Annotated in this window: 23 protein-coding genes and 1 riboswitch; of the genes, 14 read left to right on the top strand and 9 right to left on the bottom strand. The window is 71.8% G+C overall.

From position 1 onward, the window contains the following. The 3 genes from K7787_RS05280 to K7787_RS05270 all read right to left on the bottom strand — a co-directional run bounded on the left by K7787_RS05280 (position 1) and on the right by K7787_RS05270 (position 3,701). Positions 1-696 carry a GNAT family N-acetyltransferase gene (locus tag K7787_RS05280; RefSeq protein ID WP_223000628.1) on the bottom strand — a complete coding sequence of 232 codons (696 nt, stop codon included), beginning with the start codon at positions 694-696 and terminating at the stop codon, positions 1-3. 316 nt (positions 697-1,012) lie between these two features. Further along, entirely contained in the window at positions 1,013-2,176 is a 1,164-nt protein-coding gene (locus K7787_RS05275; protein WP_223000627.1) for a family 2 encapsulin nanocompartment cargo protein polyprenyl transferase, read from the bottom strand. 118 nt (positions 2,177-2,294) lie between these two features. Beyond that, positions 2,295-3,701, bottom strand: a complete 1,407-nt coding sequence (locus tag K7787_RS05270) for a family 2B encapsulin nanocompartment shell protein (RefSeq protein WP_009190570.1) — start codon at positions 3,699-3,701, stop codon at positions 2,295-2,297. Between the two features lie 212 nt (positions 3,702-3,913). Between K7787_RS05270 and K7787_RS05265 the strand changes: the two genes are divergently transcribed. Continuing rightward, complete coding sequence (locus tag K7787_RS05265) at positions 3,914-4,831, top strand: 1-aminocyclopropane-1-carboxylate deaminase/D-cysteine desulfhydrase (protein ID WP_223000626.1); 918 nt, start codon at positions 3,914-3,916, stop codon at positions 4,829-4,831. 13 nt (positions 4,832-4,844) lie between these two features. Here the strand turns inward: K7787_RS05265 and K7787_RS05260 are convergent, their stop codons facing one another. Next, on the bottom strand, positions 4,845-6,440 hold the full coding sequence (locus K7787_RS05260) for a Na+/H+ antiporter (protein ID WP_009190568.1): 1,596 nt from the start codon (positions 6,438-6,440) through the stop codon (positions 4,845-4,847). Positions 6,441-6,521: 81 nt separating this feature from the next. Here K7787_RS05260 and K7787_RS05255 point away from each other — a divergent pair, with 81 nt between their 5' ends. From K7787_RS05255 to K7787_RS05245, 3 genes are all read left to right on the top strand, one after another. Continuing rightward, positions 6,522-6,782 carry a UBP-type zinc finger domain-containing protein gene (locus tag K7787_RS05255; RefSeq protein ID WP_009190567.1) on the top strand — a complete coding sequence of 87 codons (261 nt, stop codon included), beginning with the start codon at positions 6,522-6,524 and terminating at the stop codon, positions 6,780-6,782. 249 nt (positions 6,783-7,031) lie between these two features. Continuing rightward, a complete protein-coding gene (locus K7787_RS05250) occupies positions 7,032-7,448 on the top strand; it encodes an ATP-binding protein (protein ID WP_009190566.1) in 417 nt (138 codons plus the stop codon). A 17-nt stretch (positions 7,449-7,465) separates the two neighbouring features. Further along, positions 7,466-8,635, top strand: coding sequence for an RNA polymerase sigma factor SigF (locus K7787_RS05245; protein ID WP_223000625.1), 1,170 nt, complete (start codon positions 7,466-7,468; stop codon positions 8,633-8,635). A 176-nt stretch (positions 8,636-8,811) separates the two neighbouring features. Here K7787_RS05245 and K7787_RS05240 read toward each other — a convergent pair whose 3' ends face one another. Continuing rightward, entirely contained in the window at positions 8,812-9,300 is a 489-nt protein-coding gene (locus tag K7787_RS05240; RefSeq protein WP_009190564.1) for a hypothetical protein, read from the bottom strand. Between the two features lie 136 nt (positions 9,301-9,436). Here K7787_RS05240 and K7787_RS05235 point away from each other — a divergent pair, with 136 nt between their 5' ends. Together K7787_RS05235 and K7787_RS05230 are read left to right on the top strand one after the other, a co-directional pair. Then, complete coding sequence (locus K7787_RS05235) at positions 9,437-10,405, top strand: diacylglycerol/lipid kinase family protein (RefSeq protein ID WP_019980397.1); 969 nt, start codon at positions 9,437-9,439, stop codon at positions 10,403-10,405. Between the two features lie 319 nt (positions 10,406-10,724). After that, positions 10,725-10,982, top strand: a complete 258-nt coding sequence (locus K7787_RS05230; protein WP_003992873.1) for a WhiB family transcriptional regulator — start codon at positions 10,725-10,727, stop codon at positions 10,980-10,982. A gap of 336 nt (positions 10,983-11,318) precedes the next feature. Here the strand turns inward: K7787_RS05230 and K7787_RS05225 are convergent, their stop codons facing one another. Further along, positions 11,319-12,785, bottom strand: a complete 1,467-nt coding sequence (locus K7787_RS05225) for a sensor histidine kinase (protein WP_019980396.1) — start codon at positions 12,783-12,785, stop codon at positions 11,319-11,321. Positions 12,786-13,757: 972 nt separating this feature from the next. Between K7787_RS05225 and nagB the strand changes: the two genes are divergently transcribed. The 7 genes from nagB (at position 13,758) to K7787_RS05190 (ending at position 22,105) form a co-directional block, all read left to right on the top strand. Further along, complete coding sequence (gene nagB, locus K7787_RS05220) at positions 13,758-14,543, top strand: glucosamine-6-phosphate deaminase (RefSeq protein ID WP_009190561.1); 786 nt, start codon at positions 13,758-13,760, stop codon at positions 14,541-14,543. A gap of 331 nt (positions 14,544-14,874) precedes the next feature. Continuing rightward, positions 14,875-15,639, top strand: coding sequence for a GntR family transcriptional regulator (locus K7787_RS05215; protein WP_009190560.1), 765 nt, complete (start codon positions 14,875-14,877; stop codon positions 15,637-15,639). Positions 15,640-15,789: 150 nt separating this feature from the next. Beyond that, the gene (locus K7787_RS05210; protein ID WP_223000624.1) at positions 15,790-16,053 is read left to right on the top strand and encodes a DUF3311 domain-containing protein; all 264 of its coding nucleotides are present in this window, start codon (positions 15,790-15,792) and stop codon (positions 16,051-16,053) included. After that, complete coding sequence (gene mctP, locus K7787_RS05205; protein ID WP_223000623.1) at positions 16,050-17,678, top strand: monocarboxylate uptake permease MctP; 1,629 nt, start codon at positions 16,050-16,052, stop codon at positions 17,676-17,678. The genes K7787_RS05210 and mctP overlap by 4 nt, the downstream gene beginning before the upstream one ends. 207 nt (positions 17,679-17,885) lie before the next feature. Beyond that, positions 17,886-18,392, top strand: coding sequence for a GNAT family N-acetyltransferase (locus tag K7787_RS05200; RefSeq protein ID WP_223000622.1), 507 nt, complete (start codon positions 17,886-17,888; stop codon positions 18,390-18,392). A gap of 62 nt (positions 18,393-18,454) precedes the next feature. After that, positions 18,455-18,591: riboswitch (cobalamin riboswitch) on the top strand. A 122-nt stretch (positions 18,592-18,713) separates the two neighbouring features. Next, entirely contained in the window at positions 18,714-21,086 is a 2,373-nt protein-coding gene (locus tag K7787_RS05195) for a ribonucleoside-diphosphate reductase subunit alpha (RefSeq protein WP_223000621.1), read from the top strand. Further along, complete coding sequence (locus K7787_RS05190; protein WP_169437757.1) at positions 21,086-22,105, top strand: ribonucleotide-diphosphate reductase subunit beta; 1,020 nt, start codon at positions 21,086-21,088, stop codon at positions 22,103-22,105. Before K7787_RS05195 ends, K7787_RS05190 begins: the two co-directional genes overlap by 1 nt. On the opposite strand, the gene K7787_RS05185 is transcribed toward K7787_RS05190, so the two are convergent. Beyond that, positions 22,018-22,287, bottom strand: coding sequence for a hypothetical protein (locus K7787_RS05185; RefSeq protein WP_199293653.1), 270 nt, complete (start codon positions 22,285-22,287; stop codon positions 22,018-22,020). The two genes, K7787_RS05190 and K7787_RS05185, sit on opposite strands and share 88 nt — an antisense overlap. Before the next feature lie 93 nt (positions 22,288-22,380). Between K7787_RS05185 and K7787_RS05180 the strand changes: the two genes are divergently transcribed. Further along, complete coding sequence (locus K7787_RS05180; RefSeq protein WP_223000620.1) at positions 22,381-23,346, top strand: helix-turn-helix domain-containing protein; 966 nt, start codon at positions 22,381-22,383, stop codon at positions 23,344-23,346. 71 nt (positions 23,347-23,417) lie between these two features. Here the strand turns inward: K7787_RS05180 and K7787_RS05175 are convergent, their stop codons facing one another. Both K7787_RS05175 and cyc1 read right to left on the bottom strand, forming a co-directional pair. Further along, positions 23,418-24,794: a bifunctional albaflavenone monooxygenase/terpene synthase gene (locus tag K7787_RS05175; protein ID WP_169437759.1), complete on the bottom strand. Its 1,377-nt coding sequence runs from the start codon at positions 24,792-24,794 to the stop codon at positions 23,418-23,420. Beyond that, the gene (cyc1, locus tag K7787_RS05170) at positions 24,791-25,876 is read right to left on the bottom strand and encodes an epi-isozizaene synthase (RefSeq protein WP_223000619.1); all 1,086 of its coding nucleotides are present in this window, start codon (positions 25,874-25,876) and stop codon (positions 24,791-24,793) included. The genes K7787_RS05175 and cyc1 overlap by 4 nt, the downstream gene beginning before the upstream one ends. Positions 25,877-25,948 lie beyond the last annotated feature (72 nt).

The following is a 25,948-nucleotide window of genomic DNA, read 5'->3' as shown; positions in this document are numbered from 1 at the left end:
TCAGTTCCCGAGAGGCTTCGCCGCGTTGGCCGTGGGCGCGGGACCGGTGCGGGGTTCACGCCACATGGGCCACATCTGGGGGCCGTCGGGGAGGTCGAGGGTGCGGCCGGTGAACGTGAATCCCAGCCGCTCGTACAGCTTGGTGCTGCGGGTGCTGCTGGCCTCCAGATAGGCCGGCAGTCCCTCCCGGTCGCAGCGGTCGAGGACGTGCCGGATCAGCGCGCCGCCCAGTCCCTCGCCCTGCCGCTCCGGTGCGACGCCGATCATCCACAGGTATTCGTGGGCACGGCCGGCCGGGTGCGACGCGGCCAGCAGCCGGGCGATCTCCTCGACCCGGGGGTTCGCCGGGTCCACGGACTCCCGCATCCGCACCGCGTCGTCGGCCTCGTCGGCTCCCACGGGCCCGTCGGGGCCCTCCGGTGCGGCGGCCGTGCCGCCTTCGTCCGGGCCCTCGTGGCCGTCGGCCGGTACGGACAGCCAGAGCGCGCACGCCGAGCCGTCCTCGGTGACATCGATCCGGCCCTCGGCGAGGACGATGTCGGTGAAGGCGGCCATCAGCCGGTGGTGGGTCGTGCGGCGGTACTCCTCGCCGGGGAAGACCCAGCCGCTCACCGGGTCGTCCTGGAACGCCTCGTCCAGCAGCAGCACGATCAGCTCCCGGTCGCCGGCGCCCGCCGCCCGAATCGCCACGCCCATCTTCCGCCCCTCTGCCCTCGAACTTCCTCAGAAGCAACGGGAGTTGAGCGTACCCGGGGAACGGGCCGGGTGAGGAGCGGGCCCCGCACACCGTGGGGAAGTGCGGGACCCGCCGGGCCGAAGCCGCCAAGGTCCGTACGGGGTCAGGAGCCGTACGGACCCGGCGACTCCGGGGTCTGCGTCCGCCCGTCCGGGTTCTCCATGGGGAAGCTCCGTCCCCGCCCCGGGGATTCCCTGTGGAGTTGCGGACTCGCGGAGTCGCGGCGCTGTGGAGTTGTGCCGTCGCCCGGCGCCGGCAGCGATGCCGGCGCCGGCGTCAGCTGGTGCGTCTGGTCACGAACTCGGCCAGGGCCAGCAGGCCCCCCGCCGCAGCGGGGTCCGGGATCGCCCGGGACAGTTCGTGGACCGCCTGGGCCATCCGGTCGGCCGCCTGGGACTGGGTCCAGTCCCGGCCGCCCGCCCGCTCCACCGCCAGCGTGGCGCGCTCCTCCTCCCCTTCCCGGTGGGGCCGGGCGTACAGCTCGGCGAGTTCGGCGGCCGCCGGGGTGCCGGAGGTGAGCGCGGCGACCACCGGCAGGGACTTCTTGCGGGCGGCGAGATCGGCGCCGGCGGGCTTGCCGGTGCGCTCCGGGTCGCCCCATATGCCGATCACGTCGTCGATGAGCTGGAACGCGAGCCCGGCCTGCCGGCCGAAGGCGTCCAGCGCCCGCACCTCCTCCTCGGCCGCCCCCGCGTACAGCCCGCCGACGGCGCACGCACAGCCGAGCAGCGCGCCCGTCTTGGCCTCGGCCATGGCGAGCACTTCGGCGAGCGTCACCTCCGTCGGCGCCCGGCTCTCCAGCGCCGTGTCCGCGTGCTGGCCCGCGCACAGCTCCACCACGCAGGCGGCGAGCCGGGCGGCGGCGGCCGGTGCGGCCGGGTGCGGGTCCTCGGCGAGCAGCCGCAGGGCGAGCGCCTGGAGGGCGTCCCCGGCGAGGATGGCGTCGGCGTCGCCGAACACCTTCCACACGGTGGGCCGGTGCCGCCGGGTGGTGTCCCGGTCCATCACGTCGTCGTGCAACAGCGTGAAGTTGTGGACCAGTTCCACCGCCGCGGCCGCCCGGACTGCGGCCGCCCGTCCCCGCGCCCCGCCGATCGCGTGGGCCGCGGCCAGGACCAGCGCCGGACGGATCGCCTTGCCCGCGTTCCCCGTGGCGGGGGTGCCGTCGGCGTGCTCCCACCCGAAGTGGTAGCTCGCGATCCGGCGCATGGACGGGGGCAACGAGGCGACCGCCGACCGCAGTTCCGGGTCGACGGACGCGCGGGCGCGGTCCAGGATCACCGCCGCGTCCTGCCCGTCGGGCGCACCGGCCGGTGCGCCGTCGGGGCCGGGGGCGGGCCGGGGGAACGGCACGGGCGCCGTCCCCGCCCGCCGTGCCGGCGCCGCGTCGCCGAGGCCACCGGGTGGTCGTGGTGTCGTCTCCGTCATGAACTCGGCCATCCGCTCCCCCTCGGAGAGTCCGCGAACACTGGTGGCTGCGCTGCCGGTACCGGGTCCCTGCCCCCGTGGTGTCCTACCCGGAGCGGCGGGCGGGGACACCGCGGGCGGGCGGGGAGCGTCAGCGCCAACGGCCGACCTCGATGTTCTCCAGGACGCCCAGCGCGTCCGGGACCAGCACGGCGGCCGAGAAGTACGAGGTCACCAGGTACTTGATGATTGCCTGCTCGTTGATGCCCATGAACCGCACGGACAGGCTCGGCTCGATCTCGTCCGGAATGCCCTGGGCGCGCAGTCCGATGACGCCCTGGTCCTCCTCGCCCAGACGCATGGCGATGATGGAACTGGTCCGGGCCTCGGTGACCGGGATCTTGTTGGACGGGAAGATCGGCACCCCGCGCCAGGTGGGGATGCGGTTGCCGCCCATGTCGATGGTCTCGGGCACCAGGCCCCGCTTGTTCAGCTCGCGGCCGAACGCGGCGATGGCGCGCGGGTGGGCGAGGAAGAGCTTGGTGCCGCGGCGCCGGCTGAGCAGCTCGTCCATGTCGTCGGGGCTCGGCACGCCGTCGTGCGGCTGGATCCGCTGGTCGTACTCGCAGTTGTGGAGCAGGCCGAAGTCACGGTTGTTGATCAGCTCGTGCTCCTGGCGCTCCTTCAGCGCCTCGACGGTCAGCCGGAGCTGCTGCTCGGTCTGGTTCATCGGCTGGTTGTAGAGGTCGGCCACGCGGGTGTGGATGCGCAGCACGGTCTGGGCGATGCTCAGTTCGTACTCGCGGGGCCGGGCCTCGTAGTCGACGAAGGTGTGCGGGATGTCCGGCTCGCCGCTGTGGCCCGCGGCGAGGTCGACCTCCTTCTCGCCGTACTTGTTGGTGCGCTGGCCGGGGATCGAGCGCAGCCGCCTGAGGTGGTCGCGCAGCGAGGCGGCGCGCTCGGAGACTTGCTCGAAGTCGTGCCGGGACAGGACGAGGACGGTGCAGGTGGTGTCCGCGCGGACCGTGTACTCCCAGATGGCGTCGGAGTCCAGGAGCGCGTGCTCGCCGAAGTAGGCGCCGTCGGCGAGGATGCCGAGGACCTGGTCGTCGCCGTAGGGGCCGGTGCCGACCTTCTCGGCGCGGCCGTGGACGAGGAGGTAGACCTCCTCCAGCTGGTTGCCGAACGAGGCGATCACCTGGCCGGCGCCGATCTCGCGCTGCCGGCAGCGCGAGGCGAGTTCGGAGAGCACGTCGTCGTCCTCGTACCCCCGCAGCGCGGGCAGTTCGCCGAGTTCGGCGGGGATCACCTCGACCCGGTCGCCCGTCTTGACGAAGGTGATCCTGCCGTCGCCGACGGCGTAGGTGAGCCGCCGGTTCACCCGGTAGGTACCGCCCTGCACATCGACCCAGGGCAGCATGCGCAACAGCCAGCGCGAGCTGATCTCCTGCATCTGGGGTACGGACTTGGTGGTGGTGGCCAGGTTCCGCGCGGCCGCCGTGCCGAGGCTCTGCTGCGGCCGGCCCTGCTCCGCACGGACCTCTTCGCCTACCGACATAGAGAATTGCCCTCCCGATCATGCCAGGCGCTCGATCGGCGCCCGCATCGACTTGCACGCACCAGCCTTCCATCACGCACCGTGTCGGTGCTATTACACGAAAGAGCGGGAATGGATCACCGCCGGGCCGGGCAAAGGCGGTGGTCCGGGCCGGCCCCTGCGCCGTTGCGCCGCCCCGTGCGCTCCCCGGCCCGCTCCGGGACAATGGCCCGGTGACCAGCACCACCGCCCCCGGCCCCGCCGCACTGTCCCCCCGGCTGCCGTCGCCGCTGCAGGAGCTGGCCGACGACCGCTTCACCCGGCGCGGGCTGCGGCTGCTGCTCAAGCGGGACGATCTGATCCACCCGGAGCTGGTCGGCAACAAGTGGCGCAAGCTCGCCCCCAATCTGGCGGCCGCGGCCGGCCGGACGGTCGTCACCTTCGGCGGCGCGTACTCCAACCATCTGCGCGCCACCGCCGCCGCGGGCCGGCTGCTCGGGCTGCCCACCGTCGGCGTGGTGCGCGGACACGAGCTGGCCGGCCGTCCGCTCAACCCGTCCCTGGCCCGGTGCGCGGCCGACGGGATGCGGCTGCACTTCGTGGAGCGCTCGATGTACCGCCGCAAGGCCGAGCCGGAGACGCTGGCGGCGCTGCTGGAGGCGGTCGGCGTGCGGGACGCCCATGTCGTGCCGGAGGGCGGCAGCAACGCGCTCGCGGTGCGCGGCTGCCGGGCCCTCGGCGCGGAACTCGGCGCGCACGCCGACGTGGCGGCCGTGGCCTGCGGAACCGGGGGCACCCTGGCCGGTCTGGCCGCCGGTCTGCCGCCGGGCCGGCGCGCCCTCGGCATACCGGTCCTCAAGGGCGGCTTCCTGGGCGCGGAGATACAGGCCCTGCAGCAGGAGGCCTTCGGCGCGCGTCGGGGCACGTGGTCGCTGGACGAGCGGTTCCACTGCGGCGGGTACGCCCGCACCACGCCCGAGCTGGAGTCCTTCGCCGCGGACTTCTCCGCCCGCCACGGCGTCCCGGTCGAACGCCTCTACGTCGCCAAGCTGCTGTACGCGCTGGTCGCGCTGGCGGCCGAGGACGCCTTCCCGCGCGGGACGACGATCGCGGCGGTCGTCACGGGCCGTCCCTTCCCGGACCAGCCCTGAGGCGGAGACACCCCTACGCCGTCTCCCGGTAGACCGCCGCCTCCTCCAGGTCCAGGCGGCGCAGCAGGGTGCGCAGCATCTCGTCGTCGATGTAGCGGCCGTCGCGCAACCGTACGAACACCTCCCGTTCGGCGCCGATCATGTCCCGGGACAGGCGGCGGTAGGTGTCGTCGACCGATTCCCCGGTGACCGGGTTGGTCTGGCCGAGGCGTTCCCAGACGGCGTTGCGGCGGCGCTCCAGGACCGCGCGGAGGCGTTCGGCCAGCGGCGGGGGCAGGGTGTTGCGCTCGTCGGCGAGCAGTTCCTCCAGGCGCTGCTCGGCGGCCAGGGAGGCCTGTGCCTGGGCGTTCGCCTCGGCGAGGGTGGCGGCCCGCGCGTCGCGGCCGGGGAACTTCAGCAGGCGGATCAGCGGGGGCAGGGTCAGGCCCTGGACGACGAGGGTGCCGATGACGGTGGTGAAGGTCAGGAAGAGCAGCAGGTTGCGCTGCGGGAAGGGGCCGCCGCCGTGCACCGTGACCGGGATGGAGAAGGCGATGGCCAGCGACACCACGCCCCGCATGCCGGCCCACCCGGTGACCATCGCGCCCCTCCAGGTGGGGTTCTCCTCCCGCTCGCGCACCCGCCGGGACAGCAGCCGGGGCAGGAACGTCGCCGGGTACACCCAGACGAACCGGGCCGCGACGACCACCAGGAAGAGGACGACCGCGTACAGGACGGCGTCGGCGCCGGAGTACGTGTCGAGGCCGCGGACGACGACCGGCAGCTGGAGGCCGATGAGGGCGAAGACCGCCGACTCCAGGACGAAGGCGACCATCTTCCACACGGCCTCCTCCTGGAGGCGGGTGGCGAAGTCCACCTCCCACGCGCGGTGCCCGAGGTAGAGGGCGACGGTGACGACCGCGAGGACGCCGGAGGCGTGCACCTGTTCGGCGACGCCGTAGGCGACGAACGGGATCAGCAGGGAGAGGCTGTTCTGCAGCAGCGCTTCCTTCAGATGGGTGCGCAGCCAGTGCAGGGGGGCCATCAGCACCAGGCCGACGCCGACGCCGCCGACCGCCGCGACCAGGAACTCCTCCACTCCCCCGGCCCAGGTCGCGCCCTCGCCGACCGCCGCGGCCAGGGCGACCTTGTAGGCGGTGATCGCGGTGGCGTCGTTGAGCAGGGACTCGCCCTGGAGGATCGTGGTGATCCGGGAGGGCAGCCCGACCCGGCGGGCCACCGCCGTCGCCGCGACCGCGTCCGGCGGCGCCACCACGGCGCCCAGCACCAGGGCGGCCGTCAGCGGCAGGTCCGGCACGATCAGATAGGCGGCCCAGCCGACCACGAAGGTCGCGAAGAGCACGTAGCCGACCGAGAGCAGCGCCACGGGCCGCACCTGCGCGCGCAGGTCCAGGTAGGAGCTGTCGATGGCCGACGTGTACAGCAGCGGGGGCAGCAGCAGCGGCAGGACCACCTCGGGGTCGAGGGCGTAGTCGGGCACCCCGGGGACGTAGGAGACCGCCAGTCCGGCGGCGACCAGCAGCAGCGGCGCCGGCACCGGGGTGCGCCGGGCGGCCCCGGCCACCGCGGCGCTGCCCGCCACCAGCAACAGCAGCGGCATCACGTCCATCGTCCTCGCCCGCCCATCGTCGTCTCGTCCCGTCCGCTCGTTCCACGTGGTCGCGGGTGCGGAAGTCGTAATCTGGCAATCATGAAACAGTGCACGCACACCGGCGCGCTGCCGAACCCGGAGCCCGACCCCCGCAGCGAGACGTGCCTGGAGTGCCTGGCCGAGGGCACGCACCCGGTCCAGCTCCGGCTGTGCCTGACCTGCGGCCACGTGGGCTGCTGCGACTCCTCGCCGAACCAGCACGCCACCAAGCACCACAAGGACACCGGGCACCCGGTGATGCGGACCTTCGAGCCCGGCGAGGACTGGCGCTGGTGCTTCGTGGACCACGTACTCGTGTGACCGGGGTTCCGGACGGTTCGGGGGTCTGACGTCTGGGTACGTCAATCCGGCGCGCGCTGTTCCCATTTGAGCCCGCCGAACCCCTAGACACGGAGCGTATCCGTGCGTTTACTATGAGTGACAGCAGGGGTTGGGGTCCCAGGGACAGTAATGTCGAGAGCGCGGTAGCGTCACCGCTGAACCACGCGTCGCGTGACCCGGGGGGCGACCCTCGGCCCCGTAAATGCTTGTACCACCTTGGAGGTGAGGGTGTCCCAGATCGCAGGCGAGCCCGCGGCGAACCAGGACTTCGTGGAGGTCCGGCTGCCGGCTGCGGGTGCCTACCTGTCGGTGCTGCGGACGGCCACGGCCGGCCTCGCGGCCCGTTTGGACTTCACCCTGGACGAGATCGAGGACCTGCGCATCGCGGTGGACGAGGCCTGCGCGATCCTGCTCCAGCAGGCCGTGCCCGGCTCGGTGCTCAGCTGCGTCTTCCGGCTGGTCGACGACTCGCTGGAGGTCACCGTCTCGGCCCCCACCACGGACGGCCACGCGCCCTCGCGGGACACCTTCGCCTGGACCGTCCTGTCCGCGCTCGCGGGCAAGGTCTCCTCCGCGGTGGACGAGGACAAGACCGTTTCGATCAGCCTCTACAAACAGCGCGGCGCGGGACCCGGGCCGGCGTGAGGAACGGGGACGGGCCGGTGCGGGACGAAGAGCGCGGCACACGGGAACTGCCGGCCGAGGGCGGGTCGCCGCCCCGCGCGGACGGGGCCGGGACCCCGGCCGGAGACGGTCCGGGCGGTCCGGCGGGGAGCGCGCGGCCGGCCGCGGGCATCGACGGCATCCCCGAGCAGGCCAGGCCGCACCCGGACGACGAGGCCGCGGGCACCGCTGCCGCGGGCGAGCGTCCGGACGACGCCGTACGGGGCGCGCCGCCGCCGGTGCGCGGCGGGGCCTCCGCAGGCCGGAGGGGTCCCGCCACCCACGCCACGCCGAAGGCGGGGGAGGAGGCGAGGGCTCGGGGAAGGGCGACGGGCGGGACGATGAGCGAGCACGAGCGGAACTCCGAGGACGGCACACCGAGCGTGCCCAGCGTGCACGGCACGCACCACGACGGGCACGACCGCAGTGGCGCACGCGCGATGTTCGTGGAGCTGCGCGCTCTGAAGGAGGGCAGCCCGCAGTACGCCGAGCTGCGCAACCAGCTGGTCCGGATGCACCTGCCGCTCGTCGAGCATCTCGCGCGCCGCTTCCGCAACCGCGGGGAGCCGCTGGACGACCTCACCCAGGTCGCCACCATCGGCCTGATCAAGTCGGTCGACCGCTTCGACCCGGACCGCGGCGTGGAGTTCTCCACGTATGCGACCCCGACGGTCGTCGGCGAGATCAAGCGGCACTTCCGGGACAAGGGCTGGGCGGTGCGGGTGCCGCGCCGGCTCCAGGAACTGCGGCTGGCGCTCACCACGGCGACCGCCGAGCTGTCCCAGCTGCACGGCCGCTCCCCCACGGTGCACGAGCTGGCGGAGAAGCTCGCCATCTCCGAGGAGGAGGTCCTGGAGGGCCTGGAGTCGGCCAACGCCTACTCCACGCTGTCCCTGGACGTCCCCGACACGGACGACGAGTCCCCGGCGGTCGCGGACACCCTCGGCGCGGAGGACGAGGCGCTGGAGGGGGTGGAGTACCGCGAGTCGCTCAAGCCGCTGCTGGAGGACCTCCCGCCGCGCGAGAAGCGGATCCTGCTGCTGCGGTTCTTCGGCAACATGACCCAGTCGCAGATCGCGCAGGAGGTCGGCATCTCGCAGATGCACGTCTCCCGGCTGCTGGCCCGCACCCTGGCCCAGCTGCGGGACAAGCTGCTGGTGGAGGAGTGACACCGCGGCGGAATCGGCCTCACGGCCACTGACGGCCGGGGCGCGCCGCCCGCGCGGGGCCGCGCCGCGCCCGGGGCCGCTCCTACGCAGACACGGTCTTCCGGGCTGCCCCTACGGAGACACGGTCTTCCGGGCCGCCCTCGCGGGGGCGCCGTCCGGGGCTGTGACGCCGGTCGCTAGCGGCGGCGCTGGTCGCTCTCGCTCTCCTGCGTGCGGCCCGGGCCCTTGATGCCGAGGGCCAGGGTCGTCGCCGGGTTGACGAGCAGGACCAGCGAGGTGATCGCTACCGCCGCGAGCGCGATGCCCGCGGGGACGGCCATGCCGTCCGCCTTGAGCAGGTTGTAGGCGACGGGCAGCGCCATGATCTGGGTGATGACGGCCGGTCCGCGGCTCCAGCCGCGCCGCAGCAGCAGCCCGCGGGCGGCCAGCAGCGGCAGCAGCGCGAGCACGAGCACGGTGATCCCGCCGGTGACGGCCTGCTGCCGGTCGTCGCCGTCGCCCGTGATGCCGAGGACGAGCATCCAGAGGCCGCCGGCGAGCAGCGCGAGCGCCTCCAGCCCGCACAGCGCCGCCGCGTACGTCAGCCGCCGCGGGCGCGGCCCGGCGGGGTCCGCCGGGTCCGTGGTGCCGACGGTGCCGGAAACGGATTTCTGCTCACTGCTCACCCCTGAAGGGTAGCCCTCGGGGCCCGGGCGCAGGCCGCGCGGGCCGCGCCGCCGTGTCCGGACTCACGCCGGTTCGTCTTACCCGATCCCTACCTCGGCCTGGGCGGAGTACTAACCAGTAGGTACCCTGCAATCCATGCGTGCACTTCTCGTGGTCAATCCGGCGGCAACCACCACAAGCGCACGTACGCGCGACGTCCTGATCCACGCGCTCGCCAGCGAGATGAAGCTGGAGGCGGTCACCACCGAGTACCGCGGCCACGCGCGCGACCTGGGCCGGCAGGCCGCGGACAGCGGCGAGATCGACCTGGTGGTCGCCCTCGGCGGCGACGGCACCGTCAACGAGGTGGTCAACGGCCTGCTGCACCGCGGCCCCGACCCCGAGCGGCTCCCCCGCCTCGCCGTGGTGCCCGGCGGTTCCACCAACGTCTTCGCCCGCGCCCTGGGGCTGCCCAACGACGCGGTGGAGGCCACCGGCGCGATCCTGGACGGCCTGCGGGAGGGCAGCGAACGCACGGTCGGTCTGGGTCTGGCCTCCGGGACGCCGGGCACCGAGGACGCGGCCGTGCCCGAGCGCTGGTTCACCTTCAACGCCGGCCTCGGTTTCGACGCGGGCGTGGTCGGCCGGGTCGAGCAGCAGCGCGAGCGCGGCAAGAAGTCCACGCACGCGCTGTACGTGCGACAGGTCGTCCGCCAGTTCCTCGGCGAACCGAACCGCCGGCACGGCACGATCACCCTGGAGCGGGACGGCGAGGACCCGGCCACCGATCTGGTGGTCGCCATAGTCTCGAACACCTCGCCGTGGACGTATCTCGGCAATCGCCCGATGTACACGTCGCCCAAGGCCTCGTTCGACACGGGGCTCGACGTGCTCGGGCTGAGCCGCCTCTCGACGGCCGCGGTCGCCCGGTATGGCACGCAGTTGCTCACTTCGTCCCCGGAACGCGGACCCCAGGGCCGGCACGCTCTGTCACTGCATGATCTGAGCCGCTTCACCTTGCATTCGAAGGTGCCGCTCCCCCTCCAGATGGACGGCGACCACCTGGGACTGCGAACGAGCGTGACGTTCACAGGCGTACGCCGTGCACTGCGTGTGATTGTGTGAGTGGAAGGGCCGAAAGTCCTTTCACTCGAACGTTTAGGCCAGGGTCCACCCCATGGAAGTACGGCTGTGACCTAGTCGACACCGAGGAATCAAAAAAAACTTTCCGGAAGGGGTTGTATCCGTCGCCGAGGTTTGCGAGTCTCTACATGGCGATCGGGGCGGCCCACCACACGGGCCCCAGAGATCACCGGAACCCCTCTTCAAACCACAGGACCACGCCAGGGCAACCTGACGGTCGGCCCTTCACTTGTTGAGGGATTCGTGAAAGCGTTCACATTCACAAGCAACTTGCACGTAATACCAAGGAGAGGTAGCAGCCATGGACTGGCGTCACAACGCCGTTTGCCGCGAGGAAGACCCCGAGCTCTTCTTCCCCATCGGCAACACCGGTCCTGCGCTGCTGCAGATCGAGGAAGCCAAGGCCGTCTGCCGTCGCTGCCCGGTGATCGAGCAGTGTCTGCAGTGGGCGCTCGAGTCCGGTCAGGACTCCGGCGTCTGGGGTGGTCTCAGCGAGGACGAGCGCCGCGCGATGAAGCGCCGCGCCGCCCGCAACCGGGCCCGTCAGGCCTCCGCCTGACAACAGCCACCCCGCTGACAGCCTGAGCTTGGCGGCGCGTACAGCGAGTACGCATCTCCCGCCCCCGAGCCGCAGCGCGCAGTACCCCCCGGTGGCCCCCCGCTCTTCGAGCGGAGGCGCCCGCCGACAGGGGAAGCACGAAGCGACTAGCCCCGGACCTTTCGAGGTTCGGGGCTCTTTGCTGTGCCCCCTGCCGAAAGGCCGTGCTTCCGGTCCGGAGCTCATGCTCCCCGCCGGAAGGCCGTGCTCCTGCTCCGAAGGCCGTACTCCCCGGCCCAACGGCCCCGCCCGAACCGGAGTTGCCGCCCGGTCCGGGGATCTCACCGCGCCCGGCGGCTACTTGTGGGCCTGGACCGGGATGTCGAGGATCACCCGCGTGCCGCGGTCCGGGGCCGGGACCATGTCGAACGTGCCGCCCAACTCCCCCTCGACCAGGGTCCGTACGATCTGGAGGCCGAGGTTGCCGGAGCGGTGCGGGTCGAAGCCCTCGGGCAGTCCGACCCCGTCGTCCTGGACGGTGACCAGCAGCCGGGACTCGCGCGAGGTGCCGCCGCGGACCGCGGAGACCTCGACCGTGCCGGTGTCGCCCTCCCGGAAACCGTGCTCCAGCGCGTTCTGCAGGATCTCGGTGAGCACCATCGACAGCGGGGTGGCGACCTCGGCGTCCAGGATGCCGAACCGGCCGGTGCGCCGGCCGGTCACCTTGCCCGGCGAGATCTCGGCGACCATCGCCAGCACCCGGTCGGCGATCTCGTCGAACTCCACCCGCTCATCCAGGTTCTGAGACAGCGTCTCATGCACGATGGCGATCGACCCGACCCGGCGCACGGCCTCCTCCAGGGCCTCGCGTCCGCGCTCGGAGCCGATCCGCCGGGCCTGGAGGCGCAGCAGGGCCGCCACCGTCTGGAGGTTGTTCTTGACCCGGTGGTGGATCTCCCGGATCGTCGCGTCCTTGGTGATCAACTCCCGCTCGCGGCGGCGCAGTTCGGTGACGTCGCGGAGCAGCACCAGCGAACCGATGCGGGTGCCCTTGGGTTTGAGCGGGATGGCCCGGAACTGGATCACCCCGTCGCTGGCCTCGATCTCGAACTCGCGCGGCGCCCAGCCGCTGGCCAGCTTCACCAGCGCCTCGTCCACCGGGGCGCGGGACGGGGCGAGTTCGGCGGTGGCCTCGCCCAGGTGGTGGCCGACGAGGTCGGAGGCGAGGCCGAGGCGGTGGTAGGCGGACAGGGCGTTGGGCGAGGCGTAGTGGACGATGCCGTCCGCGTCCAGCCGGATCAGTCCGTCGCCGACGCGCGGCGAGGCGTCCATGTCGACCTGCTGGTCGGGGAAGGGAAACGTTCCGGCAGCGATCATCTGCGCCAGGTCCGAGGCGCTCTGGAGATAGGTCAGCTCCAGCCGGCTCGGGGTGCGCACGGTGAGCAGATTGGTGTTGCGCGCGATCACGCCGAGGACGCGGCCCTCGCGCCGGACCGGGATGGACTCGACGCGGACCGGGACCTCCTCGCGCCACTCCGGGTCGCCCTCGCGCACAATCCGGCCCTCGTCGAGCGCCGCGTCCAGCATCGGGCGGCGGCCACGCGGCACGAGGTGGCCGACCATGTCGTCCTGGTAGGAGGTCGGGCCGGTGTTCGGGCGCATCTGGGCGACCGAGACATAGCGCGTGCCGTCCAGGGTGGGGACCCACAGGACCAGGTCGGCGAAGGAGAGGTCGGAGAGCAGCTGCCACTCCGAGACCAGCAGATGGAGCCACTCGAGGTCGGAGTCGTCGAGCGCGGTGTGCTGGCGTACGAGTTCGTTCATGGAGGGCACGTCTGCGAGCGTACCCGGGCGTTCGTACGGTCTCGAAATATCCGGCGGCGCGGCCTCGGCGTCCGGCGGCGGGGCCTCGCGTCCCGGCCGGCGTACGGCCCCGGAGACACCCGCGGGCCGCGGCGCCTGGGAGGGACCCTCAACCCTCCCGGCACCGCAGCCCGGAGCAATATCGGCCGTGGGGTGTGCGGTCCCGGTCGGCCGAAGGATGAGGAGCCGGAGCAGTCAGGGCAGAGAGCACCGGTTCCTCGGTCCGTCCTCCTGTGCGGGGAGGACGGAGGCTCATACGTTCTGTGTGTCGCTCGTCTGTCGGTCGTCTGGCGCTCGCGGCGGGTGGCGCCGCGCGGGTTCCGCTGTTCGAGGGACGTCTCCTCGATTCTGGACTAGACCACTGCGCCTGTCCATGAGCGGGGAGGGTGTTCGTCGTCCTTTCTCGCCGAGCGGACGGACCGGTGGGGCCGGAATCGTCCGGCCGGCCGGACGCCGGAGCGTCACCGGACAGCAGCCTAGCCCGCGCGACCCCGCCACGGGGCTGCTTGACGGCGGCAATTTCGCCGAGTGCCCCCGGTCACGCCCTTCTCGCGCCGTCGCACGCCCGTCGCGCACGCACACCGCACGTGCGCGTACACGGCGCGTGAGACCGGGCGCGCGGCCCGGGGCGAGGGGCGCGCAGGAGGCGTGCGACGGCGCGTGAGGCCGCGGTCGGCGGACGGTGTCGCGGGCGGCGGACGGTGTCGCGGGCGGCGGACGGTGTCGCGGGCGGTGTGCGAGATCGCGGGCGGCGTACGGCGGCGTCTTGATCGGCGTCCGGCGGAGGCCGCGCGGCATGCGGCCAAAACCGCGCGGCAGGCCCCCCGGAGCCCGCGCCCCACAAGGGCCGTTCTGCTAGATTGGTCTAAACCACAGGCCCCTCGTACCGGGTCAGGTCCTCTCCTCGGCTCTCCTCAGATCGGCAGGCCCAGCGTGGAAGTTGTCATCGTTCCGGACGCCGCAGCGGGCGGCGAGCTCATCGCCGAGGCCATGGCGCGGCTGCTGCGGCGCAAGCCCGACGCGCTGCTCGGCGTGGCCACGGGCTCCACCCCGCTCCCCGTCTACGAGGCGCTGGCGGCGAAGGTGCGCTCCGGCGCCGCGGACACCTCGCGGGCGCGGATCGCCCAGCTCGACGAGTACGTCGGGCTGCCCGCCGACCACCCCGAGTCCTACCGTTCCGTGCTGCGCCGCGAGGTGCTGGAGCCGCTGGGGATCCCGATGGAGGCGTTCCTCGGTCCGGACGGCACCGCCGAGGACGTCCAGGCGGCCTGCGAGGCGTACGACCGGACGCTGGCCGAGGCCGGCGGCGTGGACCTCCAGTTGCTCGGCATCGGCACGGACGGGCACATCGGTTTCAACGAGCCGTGCTCCTCGCTCGCCTCGCGGACGCGGATCAAGACGCTGACCGAGCAGACCCGGGTCGACAACGCGCGCTTCTTCGACGGCGACGTCGACCAGGTGCCGCACCACGTCATCACCCAGGGCATCGGCACCATCCTGGAGGCCCGGCACCTGGTGCTGCTGGCGACCGGCGAGGGCAAGGCGGACGCGGTCGCGGCGACCGTGGAGGGTCCGGTCGCGGCGGTCTGCCCGGCCTCGGCGCTCCAGCTGCACCCGCACGCCACGGTCGTGGTGGACGAGGCCGCCGCCGGCAAGCTGAAGCTCGCCGACTACTTCCGCCACACCTATGCCAACAAGCCGGAGTGGCAGGGCATCTGAGCTGAACCGGGCGGGGGCGCCGGGCCCGCACCGACGGGCCGGCGCCCTCGCCCGTCGGCCCCCGCCCGTCGGCCGCCGCCTCCGGTGTGCCGCACTCGCCGCGCCCCGCCGCACGCCCGCGCCCCCGGGCCGCGCCCCGCCGACGTGCCCGGACCCCCCGGCCGCTGTCCTCATGACGGACGTTGGACTAGACCAACCTGGGTCACGGCGGTATACAGAGGAGATCACGGAGCGTGCGGGTGAGCACCCGGCACAAGAAGCCGTGCCACGATGTGAGCCGTGGCCGATGGGGATGTCGGTCGCTTCGGCACCTGAGCCGGGAAGGCGGAGCATGAGCACCGACGTCAGCAGTGCGGAGAACGAGGGTGGGGCGACCGTCCGTACCGCGCGCGTGCCCAAGTACTACCGTCTGAAGAAGCATCTGCTCGACATGACCCAGACTCAGGCTCCGGGGACGCCGGTGCCGCCGGAGCGCACGCTGGCGGCCGAGTTCGACACCTCGCGCACCACTGTGCGCCAGGCGCTGCAGGAGCTGGTGGTCGAGGGCCGGCTGGAGCGCATCCAGGGCAAGGGCACCTTCGTCGCCAAGCCGAAGGTCTCCCAGGCGCTGCAACTCACCTCCTACACGGAGGACATGCGCGCCCAGGGCCTGGAGCCGACCTCGCAGCTGCTGGACATCGGCTACATCACCGCCGACGACCGGCTCGCCGAGCTGCTCGACATCACGGCCGGCGGCCGGGTGCTGCGCATCGAGCGGCTGCGCATGGCCAACGGCGAGCCCATGGCCATCGAGACCACCCATCTGTCGGCCAAGCGCTTCCCGGCGCTGCGCCGCAGCCTGGTGAAGTACACCTCCCTCTACACCGCCCTCGCCGAGGTCTACGACGTCCACCTCGCCGAGGCCGAGGAGACCATCGAGACCTCGCTGGCCACCCCGCGCGAGGCCGGGCTGCTCGGCACCGACGTGGGCCTGCCGATGCTGCTGCTGTCCCGTCACTCGCTGGACCGCGGCGGCGAGCCGGTGGAGTGGGTGCGCTCGGTCTACCGCGGCGACCGCTACAAGTTCGTCGCGCGGCTCAAGCGCCCCATGGACTGAGGTCCTGGACCGAGGTCCCGGACCGGACCGGCCCCGCCGGGGGCCGTCAACCGGTATGCGGACAAGGGGTTCCGTTCCCGCGGCGCCGTGACCTAGATTGCCTGCGCATTGCACCGATGGTCAGTGGTCAGCGAGGGGACGGAGCCGCACATGTCAGATGCCTCAGGAGTCGGCAGAGGGGCGGTGACGCCCGTGCGGGTCGTCATCGGCCTCTGCCTCGTCGCCCCGTTCGTGGCGATGCTCTGGGTCGGTTCGTACGCCAAGACCGACCCCACGTTCATCGGCATCCCGTTCTTCTACTGGTACCAGATGCTGTGGGTGGTGCTGTCCACGATCCTCACGGTGATCGCGTACCGGCTCTGGCAGCACGACCAGCGCGCCCGCGCGGCCCGGAAGGGCGGTGCGGCCCAGTGAAGGACGGCGTCAACGGCGTCGCGCTCGGCGTCTTCATCTTCTTCTTCGTCCTCGTCACCGCGATGGGCTTCCTCGCCGCCCGCTGGCGCCGCGCGGAGAACGAGCACAGCCTGGACGAATGGGGCCTGGGCGGCCGGTCGTTCGGCACCTGGATCACCTGGTTCCTGCTCGGCGGCGACCTGTACACGGCGTACACGTTCGTGGCGGTGCCCGCGGCGATCTACGCGACCGGCGCGGCCGGCTTCTTCGCGGTGCCGTACACGATCCTGGTCTACCCGCTGATCTTCACGTTCCTGCCGCGTCTGTGGTCGGTGTCGCACCGGCACGGGTACGTGACGACCTCCGACTTCGTGCGCGGGCGGTTCGGCTCCAAGGGGCTGTCGCTGGCGGTGGCGCTCACCGGCATCCTCGCCACCATGCCCTACATCGCGCTCCAGCTCGTCGGCATCCAGGCGGTGCTGGACGTGATGGGCGTCGGCGGCGGCGAGAACACCAACTGGTTCGTCAAGGACCTGCCGCTGCTGATCGCCTTCGGCGTGCTGGCCGCGTACACGTACTCGTCGGGGCTGCGCGCGCCGGCGCTGATCGCGTTCGTGAAGGACGCGCTCATCTACATCGTCATCGCGGTCGCGATCATCTACATCCCGATCAAGCTGGGCGGCTTCGACGACATCTTCGCCAAGGCCGGCGACGCCTTCGCACAGACCAACCCGGCCACCGGCAAACCGCGCGGCGCGGTCGTGCCCGGCGAGGCGAACCAGTGGACGTACGCCACCCTCGCCCTCGGTTCCGCGCTCGCGCTGTTCATGTACCCGCACTCGATCACCGCGACGCTGTCCTCGCGCAGCCGTGAGGTGATCCGCCGCAACACCACGATCCTGCCGCTGTACTCGCTGATGCTGGGGCTGCTGGCGCTGCTGGGCTTCATGGCGATCGCGGCCGGTGTGAAGGTGACCAACGGGCAGCTGGCGATTCCGCAGCTGTTCGAGGACATGTTCCCGGACTGGTTCACGGGCGTGGCGTTCGCGGCCATCGGCATCGGCGCGCTGGTGCCGGCGGCGATCATGTCGATCGCGGCGGCGAACCTGTTCACCCGCAACATCTACAAGGACTTCATCAAGCCGGACGCGACGGCCAAGGAGGAGACCCGGGTCTCCAAGATCGTGTCGCTGCTGGTGAAGGTGGGCGCGCTGATCTTCGTCCTGACGATGGACAAGACGGTCGCCATCAACTTCCAGCTGCTGGGCGGCATCTGGATCCTGCAGACCTTCCCGGCGCTGGTGGGCGGCCTGTTCACCCGCTGGTTCCACCGCTGGGCGCTGCTCGCCGGCTGGGCGGTCGGCATGGTCTACGGCACGGTCGCGGCCTACGGCGTCGCCTCGCCGACGCAGAAGCACTTCGGCGGCTCGGCCAAGGAGATCCCGGGCATCGGCGAGATCGGCTACATCGGCATGACGGCGTTCGTGCTGAACGTGGTCGTGGCGGTGGTCCTCACCTTCGTCCTCAGGGCGCTGAAGGCCCCCGAGGGCGTCGACGAGACCAGCCCGGAGGACTACGTGAAGGACGCGGGCGACCCCGGCGTCGCGGTGGAGCTGCCCCCGGCCACGGCCGGCAGCGCCCACTGACCCACCCGGACCCACCCGGACCCACGCGCGCACCCGAAGGGCCGCCGGAGCCTCCTCCGGCGGCCCTTCGCCGTCCCCGCGGCCCCACCGGCGGGCCTTCGCCGTCCCCGCAGCCCTTCGCCGTCCCCGCGCCACCGCCTCCCCGGTGGCCCGCACCGCCGGGAAAACCGGCGGCCCCCCACCCTGCCCCTGCGGCAGACTCCCCGCATGGACATCGTGGTGCGGCGGGCCGAGCCCGCGGAGTACGAAGTGGTCGGGGAGATCACCGCGCAGGCGTATCTGCGGGACGGGCTGCTGGATTTCGGGGAGGACGACGAGTACCTCGGGGAGCTGCGGGACGTGGCCAAGCGCGCCGCCGCGGCCGAGGTGCTGGTGGCCGTGCGGGACGGCGATGTGCTCGGCGGAGTCGCCTTCGTGCCGTCCGGCGGTCCGATGGCCGACATAGCCGGGCCCGGCGAGGCCGAGATCCGGATGCTCGCGGTCGATCACGCGGCGCGCGGCCGGGGCGTCGGGGAGGCGCTCGTACGGGCCTGTGCGGACCGTGCTCGGGCCACCGAGGGGTGTGTGCGCCTGATCCTGTCCACCCAGCCCGCCATGCACGCCGCCCACCGCCTCTACGAGCGCCTGGGCTTCGTGCGCACCCCGGAACGCGACTGGCAGCCCCTCCCGAATCTCCTGGACCTCTCCCTGCTCACCTACGCGTTGACGCTCTGACACGCTCTGCAGTCGCCACGACACTAGATATGGGGGTGGCTTTCTCACCCGGCACAAGATGTATGCTCGTCCTCGCTGTCGTCGCAGGGGAATCCGGTGTGAATCCGGAACTGTCCCGCAACGGTGTACTCGTACACGTATGCCCTTATGGCCGTGTACGTGCGTCAGTCCGAGGACCTGCCGACAGTGCGCCCGGCCGTCCGGCCCGGGCGCCTGACGTCCGGGCCTCGTGGAATGGGCCGGTGGACGCGACGCCGCGTGCGCTCGTGTACTGCCGCATGCCCTCGGCGAGGCCCCGTGCCGAGCGAGGGAGAGCCCCAAGTGACCATCGCGCCTGCGGATCCGGCCTCAGTCGTCGACCGCCTGGAGACCGACGGTCCCGGAGCCGCGCTGCTGCGGACCCTGACCGAGCTGACCGCCGACCTCCCCGACGCCGACCCCGGCCGGGTCGCCGCCGCCGCGCTGCGCGGCCGCTCCGCGCGGGCCGACGAGGCCGAGCTGCGGGAGCTGGCCACCGAGGCGTCCGCCGGGCTCATCTCCGAGGACCCCGCCTACTCGCGGCTGGCGGCCAGGCTGCTGACCCTCACCATCCGCGCCGAGGCCGCCTCGCAGGGCGTCACCCGCTTCACCGAGTCGGTCGCCGTGGGCCACCGCGAGGGGCTGATCGCCGACCGCACCGCCGAGTTCGTGCGGCTGCACGCCGAGCGGCTGGACGCGGCCGTGGACCCGGCCGCCGACGACCGCTTCGGCTACTTCGGCCTGCGCACCCTGCACAGCCGCTACCTGCTGCGGCACCCGATCACCCGCAAGGTGATCGAGACGCCCCAGCACTTCATGCTGCGGGTGGCGAGCGGTCTCGCGCAGGACGCCACCGACCACGCGGTGGACGAGGTCACGGCGCTCTACGGGCTCATGAGCCGCCTGGACTACCTCCCCTCCTCCCCTACGCTCTTCAACTCCGGCACCCGGCACCCCCAGATGTCGTCCTGCTATCTGCTCGACTCCCCGCAGGACGAGCTGGACAGCATCTACGACCGCTACCACCAGGTCGCCCGCCTCTCCAAGCACGCCGGCGGCATCGGCATCGCCTACTCCCGCATCCGCTCCCGGGGTTCGCTGATCCGCGGCACCAACGGCCACTCCAACGGCATCGTGCCGTTCCTGAAGACGCTGGACGCCTCGGTGGCCGCCGTGAACCAGGGCGGCCGGCGCAAGGGCGCGGCGGCGGTGTACCTGGAGACCTGGCACTCGGACATCGAGGAGTTCCTGGAGCTGCGGGACAACACCGGCGAGGACGCCCGCCGCACCCACAACCTCAACCTCGCGCACTGGGTCCCGGACGAGTTCATGCGCCGTGTGAACGCCGACGGGCAGTGGTCGCTGTTCTCCCCCTCGGACGTGCCCGAGCTGGTGGACCTGTGGGGCGCGGAGTTCGACGCCGCCTACCGCGCGGCCGAGGAGAGGGGCCTGGCCAGGAAGACGATGCCGGCCCGCGAGCTGTACGGCCGGATGATGCGCACCCTGGCGCAGACCGGCAACGGCTGGATGACCTTCAAGGACGCCGCCAACCGCACCGCCAACCAGACGGCCGAGCCGGGCCACGTGATTCACTCCTCGAATCTGTGCACGGAGATCCTGGAGGTCACCGACGACGGCGAGACCGCGGTGTGCAACCTGGGGTCGGTCAACCTCGGCGCGTTCGTGCGCGACGGGGACATCGACTGGGAGCGGCTGGACGAGACCGTCCGCACCGCCGTGACCTTCCTGGACCGCGTGGTCGACATCAACTTCTACCCGACCGAGCAGGCGGGCCGCTCCAACGCCCGCTGGCGGCCGGTGGGCCTGGGCGCCATGGGCCTGCAGGACGTCTTCTTCAAGCTGCGCCTGCCCTTCGACTCGGCGGGGGCCAGGGCCCTGTCCGCCCGGATCGCCGAGCGGATCATGCTCGCCGCCTACGAGGCCTCCGCCGATCTCGCCGAGCGGCACGGGCCGCTGCCGGCCTGGGAGAAGACCCGCGCCGCCCGGGGCGTGCTGCACCCCGACCACTACGACGTGTCCCTGACCTGGCCCGAGCGGTGGACGGCGCTGCGCGAGCGGATCGCGGCCGTCGGCATGCGCAACTCGCTGCTGCTGGCGATCGCGCCGACCGCCACCATCGCCTCGATCGCCGGCGTCTACGAGTGCATCGAGCCGCAGGTGTCCAACCTGTTCAAGCGCGAGACGCTCTCCGGCGAGTTCCTCCAGGTCAACTCCTACCTGGTGAACGACCTGAAGGCGCTCGGCGTGTGGGACGCCCGCACCCGCGAGGCGCTGCGCGACTCCAACGGCTCGGTGCAGGACTTCGCGTGGATCCCGGCCGACGTCCGGGCGCTGTACCGCACGGCGTGGGAGATCCCGCAGCGCGGCCTGATCGACATGGCCGCCGCCCGCACCCCGTTCCTGGACCAGGCGCAGTCGCTGAACCTGTTCCTGGAGACGCCGACCATCGGCAAGCTCTCCTCGATGTACGCGTACGCCTGGAAGCAGGGCCTGAAGACGACGTACTACCTGCGCTCGCGCCCGGCGACCCGGATCGCCCGCGCCGCCCAGGGCCGGACGCCCGCCGAAGCCGCCCTCCCCGCCCAGCAGACGGCCGACCCCGACGCCGTCGCCTGCTCCCTGGAAAACCCCGAGTCCTGCGAGGCCTGCCAGTAATGACCACCACCGACCGCACCCAGAACCTGCTCGACCCGGGCTTCGAACTGACCCTGCGCCCGATGCGCTACCCGGACTTCTACGAGCGCTACCGGGACGCCATCAAGAACACCTGGCACGTGGAGGAGGTCGACCTCCACTCGGACGTCGCCGACCTCGCCAAGCTGACCCCGGGCGAGCAGCACCTCATCGGCCGTCTGGTGGCCTTCTTCGCCACCGGCGACTCGATCGTCGCCAACAACCTGGTGCTCACCCTGTACAAGCACATCAACTCCCCGGAGGCGCGCCTGTACCTGTCGCGCCAGCTGTTCGAGGAGGCCGTGCACGTCCAGTTCTATCTGACCCTGCTGGACACCTATCTGCCCGACCCGGACGACCGGGCGGCGGCCTTCGCGGCGGTGGAGAACATCCCCTCCATCCGCGAGAAGGCGGAGTTCTGCTTCAAGTGGATGGACTCGGTCGAGAAGCTGGACCGGCTGGAGACCAGGGCGGACCGCCGGCGGTTCCTGCTGAACCTGATCTGCTTCGCCGCCTGCATCGAGGGCCTGTTCTTCTACGGCGCCTTCGCCTACGTCTACTGGTTCCGCAGCCGGGGCCTGCTGCACGGCCTGGCCACCGGCACCAACTGGGTGTTCCGCGACGAGACGATGCACATGTCGTTCGCGTTCGACGTGGTGGACACCGTCCGCAAGGAGGAGCCGGACCTCTTCGACGACCAGCTGGAGCAGCAGGTCGCCGACATGCTGCGGGAGGCCGTCGAGGCCGAGCTGCAGTTCGCGCGCGACCTGTGCGGTGACGGCCTCCCGGGCATGAACACCGACTCCATGCGGCAGTACCTGGAGTGCGTCGCCGACCAGCGTCTGACCCGGCTCGGCTTCGCCCCGGTGTACGGCTCGGAGAACCCCTTCTCCTTCATGGAGCTGCAGGGGGTTCAGGAGCTGACCAACTTCTTCGAGCGGCGCCCGTCGGCGTACCAGGTGGCGGTGGAGGGCACCGTCGACCTGGACGAGGACTTCTGAGGCTCCCGTCGCTTCAGGGCCTCACGGGACTCCTGGTCCGCGTGTTCCCGCCGCGCCCGCCGGATCTGGCGGTCGATGCGCTTGTCGCGCACGACGCCGAGGGCCGAGGGGAGCGCCATCAGGACCAGGAGTCCGAAGGTCGCGAGCAGTCCGATGAGGGCTTGGATCTGGTCTGTGTTCATGCAGACCACTCTCGCGCCGTGGCCGCCTCACCGTGAGTGGCAGGACTGCCGTACACCTTTCAATTCCTGCCACTCAGGGTGCACACTGGCGGCATGCTCCACAACGTGGCGACCGTCCTGCTCGACGGTGTGCACCCCTTCGAACTGGGCGTCGTCTGCGAGGTCTTCGGGATCGACCGCAGCGACGACGGGCTGCCCCGCTACGACTTCGCCGTGGTCTCCGCCGAGGGACCGGCGCTGGGCACCCATGTGGGCGGGCTGACCGTCACCACGCCCTACGGCCTCGACCGGCTGGAGGAGGCCGACCTGATCGCCGTGCCGGCCGGGAACGACTTCACGACCCGCGTCTACCCGCCCGCCCTGCTGGACGCCCTGCGCCGGGCCGTGGAGCGGGGGGCGCGGGTGCTGAGCGTGTGCTCGGGGGTGTTCGTGCTGGGCGCGGCCGGGCTGCTGGAGGGGCGGCGCTGCGCGGTGCACTGGCACCACGTGGACGAGCTGCGCCGGCAGTACCCGCACGCGGTGGTGGAGCCGGACGTGCTCTACGTGGACGAGGACCCGGTGATCACCTCGGCCGGGACGGCCGCCGGCATCGACGCCTGTCTGCACATCGTGCGCAAGGAGCAGGGCCCGGAGGTCGCCAACAAGATCGCCCGGCGGATGGTGGTGCCGCCGCACCGGGACGGCGGGCAGGCGCAGTACATCGAGCGGCCGCTGCCGAAGTCGCCGTGCGACACCGTCGGCGAGGTGCTGGTCTGGATGGAGCAGCACCTCGACCAGGAGGTGACCGTCGAGCAGCTCGCCGCTCGCGCGCTCATGTCGCCGCGCACCTTCGCCCGCCGCTTCCAGCAGGAGACGGGCACGACGCCCTACCGGTGGATCCTCAGGCAGCGGGTGCTGCTGGCGCAGCAGTTGCTGGAGGGGACGGACGAGACGATGGACGCGATCGCCGACCGGACCGGGTTCGGGACGGCGGCGGCGCTGCGGCACCAGTTCGTGCGGGCGCTGGGCACCACGCCGAACGCCTACCGGCGTGCGTTCAGGGGCCCGCAGGCCGCCTGAACGCACGCCGGGCGCGGCCGGTCCCGCCGCCGCGCGGCCGGTCGTGGCCGGTCAGCGGGGCTCGTGGCCGGTCAGCGCGGCCGGGTGTGCAGCAGCAGGCGGCGCGGGCGCAGGGTGATGCCGATACGCGGCCTGGGGTCGGAGCCGGGCGCCTGTTCGAACCGGAGGGCGGCGGCGACGGCCCCGGTGAGCAGGGTGAGTTCGGCCATCGAGAAGTGGTCGCCCGGGCACTTGCGGTTGCCCACGCTGAACGGGCTCATCGCGTACTTCGGCACCTCCTTCGACTGCCCCGGCAGCCAGCGGTCCGGGTCGAAGTCCTCGTGCCGCGCGAAGGAGCGCCGGTCGCGCTGGATGGCGTAGGGGCTGTAGATGACGTCCGCCCCCGCCGGAATGCGGTATCCGCCCAGCTCCGTGTCGGCGACCGCCCGGCGCGTCAATATCCATACGGCCGGATACAGGCGCAGCGTCTCCACGACGACATTCCCGGTGTACGTCAGTTTTCGGACGTGCTCGAATGCGACCGGGCTGCCTTCCGTGACCGTTTCCACCTCCTCGCGGATCTTGTCGCCGAGTTCCGGGTACTCGGTGAGAGCGAGGAGCAGGGACATGATCGTGGAACCGACGGTTTCGCTTCCCGCGGTGAGGATGGCAATGACCTGATCGTGGATCTCCTGTTCCCCGATGGGATCGCCATTCTCGTCCGTCGCCTCCAGCAAAGCCGTCAGCAAATCGTCCGGCTTTTGACCGCTTGCCCGGCGGTCGGCGACGATCTCGTCCACCAGGAGATGGAAATCGGCCAATGCCCGGTTGAATTCGAGGTTCGAGCGCAGCGGGAGCTTGTAGAGCGGGCCGAGCGGGACGACCATGCGCTGGTACATGCCGCTGAACAGGGTGGCCAGCGCCGCGCAGATGCGCTCGGCGCGGTCGTCCATGTAGCTGCCGCGCATCAGGCAGCGGGCGGCGACGCGGACGGCCGCCCGGAAGGACTCGGTGGTGACGTCGAGGACGTCGGCCCGGCCCCAGCGCTCCACCAGCGCGTGCGCCTCCTCGGTCATGATCGGCCCGTAGGCGGGGATCGCGTCGAGCCGGAAGGCGGGCTGGATGGTGCGCCGCTGGCGGCGGTGGAGCGGGCCGTTGGCGGTGGCCACGCCCTCCTTGCCGAGCAGGTCGCCGAGGGACTCCCACAGCGGGCCGGCGACGATGAAGTCGGGGTTGAGCGCCAGCGCCCCGGTGAGGGCGGGCGCGGTGACGGCGTAGAGCGTCTTGGGGCCGAGCCGGAGGCGGACGACGTCACCGTGGTCGCGCAGCCCGGTCAGGAAGGCCAGCGGGTCGCGGGCCAGTTTCAGTCCGTGGCCGAGGAAGGGGATCCCTCCCGCCGCCACCGGCGGCTCGGGCGGGCGCCCGTCCGCCCGGCGCCGGTCCTCGGGTTTGACCGATTCGACGGTCATTTCTCACCTGCCGTTTCGTTGCTGACGTACGGGGGTGTGGACCGGTCGTCCCAGCTGTCGACCATGTACCGGCCGGACTCGTGGTGGAACCAGTAGACGGAACTGAACCAGTTCCGCATGTTCGCGACACAGGACAGCACGGCCGCGCCGATTTCCTTTCCGCGTACCGTGCCGTCTGCCAGACAGTCCGCGAAGCGTAACGCCTCCTGCTCCGCGACAAGGAATTCGGAAATGCATCCCTCGACCCGGCGGCGGAGTTCCGCTATCGCCTCCTCCAGGCTCAGCCCCTCGTGTTTGACAAGACTTATGCCGAGGTTGTGGACCTCGTCGCCCGCGATTTCCTTGGGCAGTGAGCACAGGTCGTTGTACCAGGCGGCGAATTCCTGGCTGAGGAGTGCCGGGCGCCGGTAGGCGGGGTTCTTCCGGACGGCGTCGGGGAGTTCGAGGCCCGCGCTCGGCTCCAGCAGATCGGTCCAGATCCAGTGCGCGAAGGTGAGCCGGCGCAGCGCCAGGTACTCCTCGACCGTGGGCACGACGCCCTCGGTGCGGTTGTGGAACTCGCGGTCGTAGGCCTCGATCACCGCGTGGAAGTGCCGGGCGAAGCGGGCGTTCCAGGTCGCCGGCAGGAAGCCGTACAGCCGCAGCACGCTGTCCGCGAAGGCCGCGACCAGGGTGTCCGGGTGGTGCAGATGGTCCCGGGGCGAGTCGAGCGCCGTGTGCAGCGCGCGGCGCAGCCGCCGCCAGGCGACGGGCCGGCCGTGGACGATGTCGCGGTCGTGCCGGTCGTCCCAGACGAAGAACCACGCGCTGTAGTCGGCGATGGCCTGGAGGACCTCGTCCGGGGCGCCGAGGTAGTAGCCCGCCATGAGGTCGGTGTAGCGCAGGCCGTCGGCGTGCTGCTCCACCTTGTCCGCGGGCATGAGCCGCATTTCCAGCAGCCAGCCGCGGGTGTTCTCCTGGAGCCGGGGCCAATAGGCGTGCAGCCGCCTGGGAAACTCGGCCTCGATCACCGGGAGCGCCAGGGACGGCGGTACCGCGACCGCCGTGGATGTCGATGTTGTGCTGTATGGGAAAGCCGGCACGAACAACCCCTCTCAGCCGCCGGCGGCGCCCGCCCCCTGCTGTGCCCGGCGCACGCCGTCCTGTATCCCCGT

This window comes from Streptomyces sennicomposti, assembly GCF_019890635.1.
In the GTDB taxonomy this organism is placed as follows: domain Bacteria; phylum Actinomycetota; class Actinomycetes; order Streptomycetales; family Streptomycetaceae; genus Streptomyces; species Streptomyces sennicomposti.
This window is presented reverse-complemented; position numbering and strand designations above follow the sequence as displayed.

Bases quoted from the DNA above. Each gene is read 5' to 3' on its own strand.
- K7787_RS05280 (WP_223000628.1), bottom strand. From the start codon at position 696: ATGGGCGTGGCGATTCGGGCGGCGGGCGCCGGCGACCGGGAGCTGATC.
- K7787_RS05275 (WP_223000627.1), bottom strand. From the start codon at position 2,176: ATGGCCGAGTTCATGACGGAGACGACACCACGACCACCCGGTGGCCTC.
- K7787_RS05270 (WP_009190570.1), bottom strand. From the start codon at position 3,701: ATGTCGGTAGGCGAAGAGGTCCGTGCGGAGCAGGGCCGGCCGCAGCAG.
- K7787_RS05260 (WP_009190568.1), bottom strand. From the start codon at position 6,440: ATGGACGTGATGCCGCTGCTGTTGCTGGTGGCGGGCAGCGCCGCGGTG.
- K7787_RS05255 (WP_009190567.1), top strand. From the start codon at position 6,522: ATGAAACAGTGCACGCACACCGGCGCGCTGCCGAACCCGGAGCCCGAC.
- K7787_RS05235 (WP_019980397.1), top strand. From the start codon at position 9,437: ATGCGTGCACTTCTCGTGGTCAATCCGGCGGCAACCACCACAAGCGCA.
- K7787_RS05230 (WP_003992873.1), top strand. From the start codon at position 10,725: ATGGACTGGCGTCACAACGCCGTTTGCCGCGAGGAAGACCCCGAGCTC.
- K7787_RS05225 (WP_019980396.1), bottom strand. From the start codon at position 12,785: ATGAACGAACTCGTACGCCAGCACACCGCGCTCGACGACTCCGACCTC.
- K7787_RS05215 (WP_009190560.1), top strand. From the start codon at position 14,875: ATGAGCACCGACGTCAGCAGTGCGGAGAACGAGGGTGGGGCGACCGTC.
- K7787_RS05210 (WP_223000624.1), top strand. From the start codon at position 15,790: ATGTCAGATGCCTCAGGAGTCGGCAGAGGGGCGGTGACGCCCGTGCGG.
- K7787_RS05200 (WP_223000622.1), top strand. From the start codon at position 17,886: ATGGACATCGTGGTGCGGCGGGCCGAGCCCGCGGAGTACGAAGTGGTC.
- K7787_RS05190 (WP_169437757.1), top strand. From the start codon at position 21,086: ATGACCACCACCGACCGCACCCAGAACCTGCTCGACCCGGGCTTCGAA.
- K7787_RS05185 (WP_199293653.1), bottom strand. From the start codon at position 22,287: ATGAACACAGACCAGATCCAAGCCCTCATCGGACTGCTCGCGACCTTC.
- K7787_RS05180 (WP_223000620.1), top strand. From the start codon at position 22,381: ATGCTCCACAACGTGGCGACCGTCCTGCTCGACGGTGTGCACCCCTTC.
- K7787_RS05175 (WP_169437759.1), bottom strand. From the start codon at position 24,794: ATGACCGTCGAATCGGTCAAACCCGAGGACCGGCGCCGGGCGGACGGG.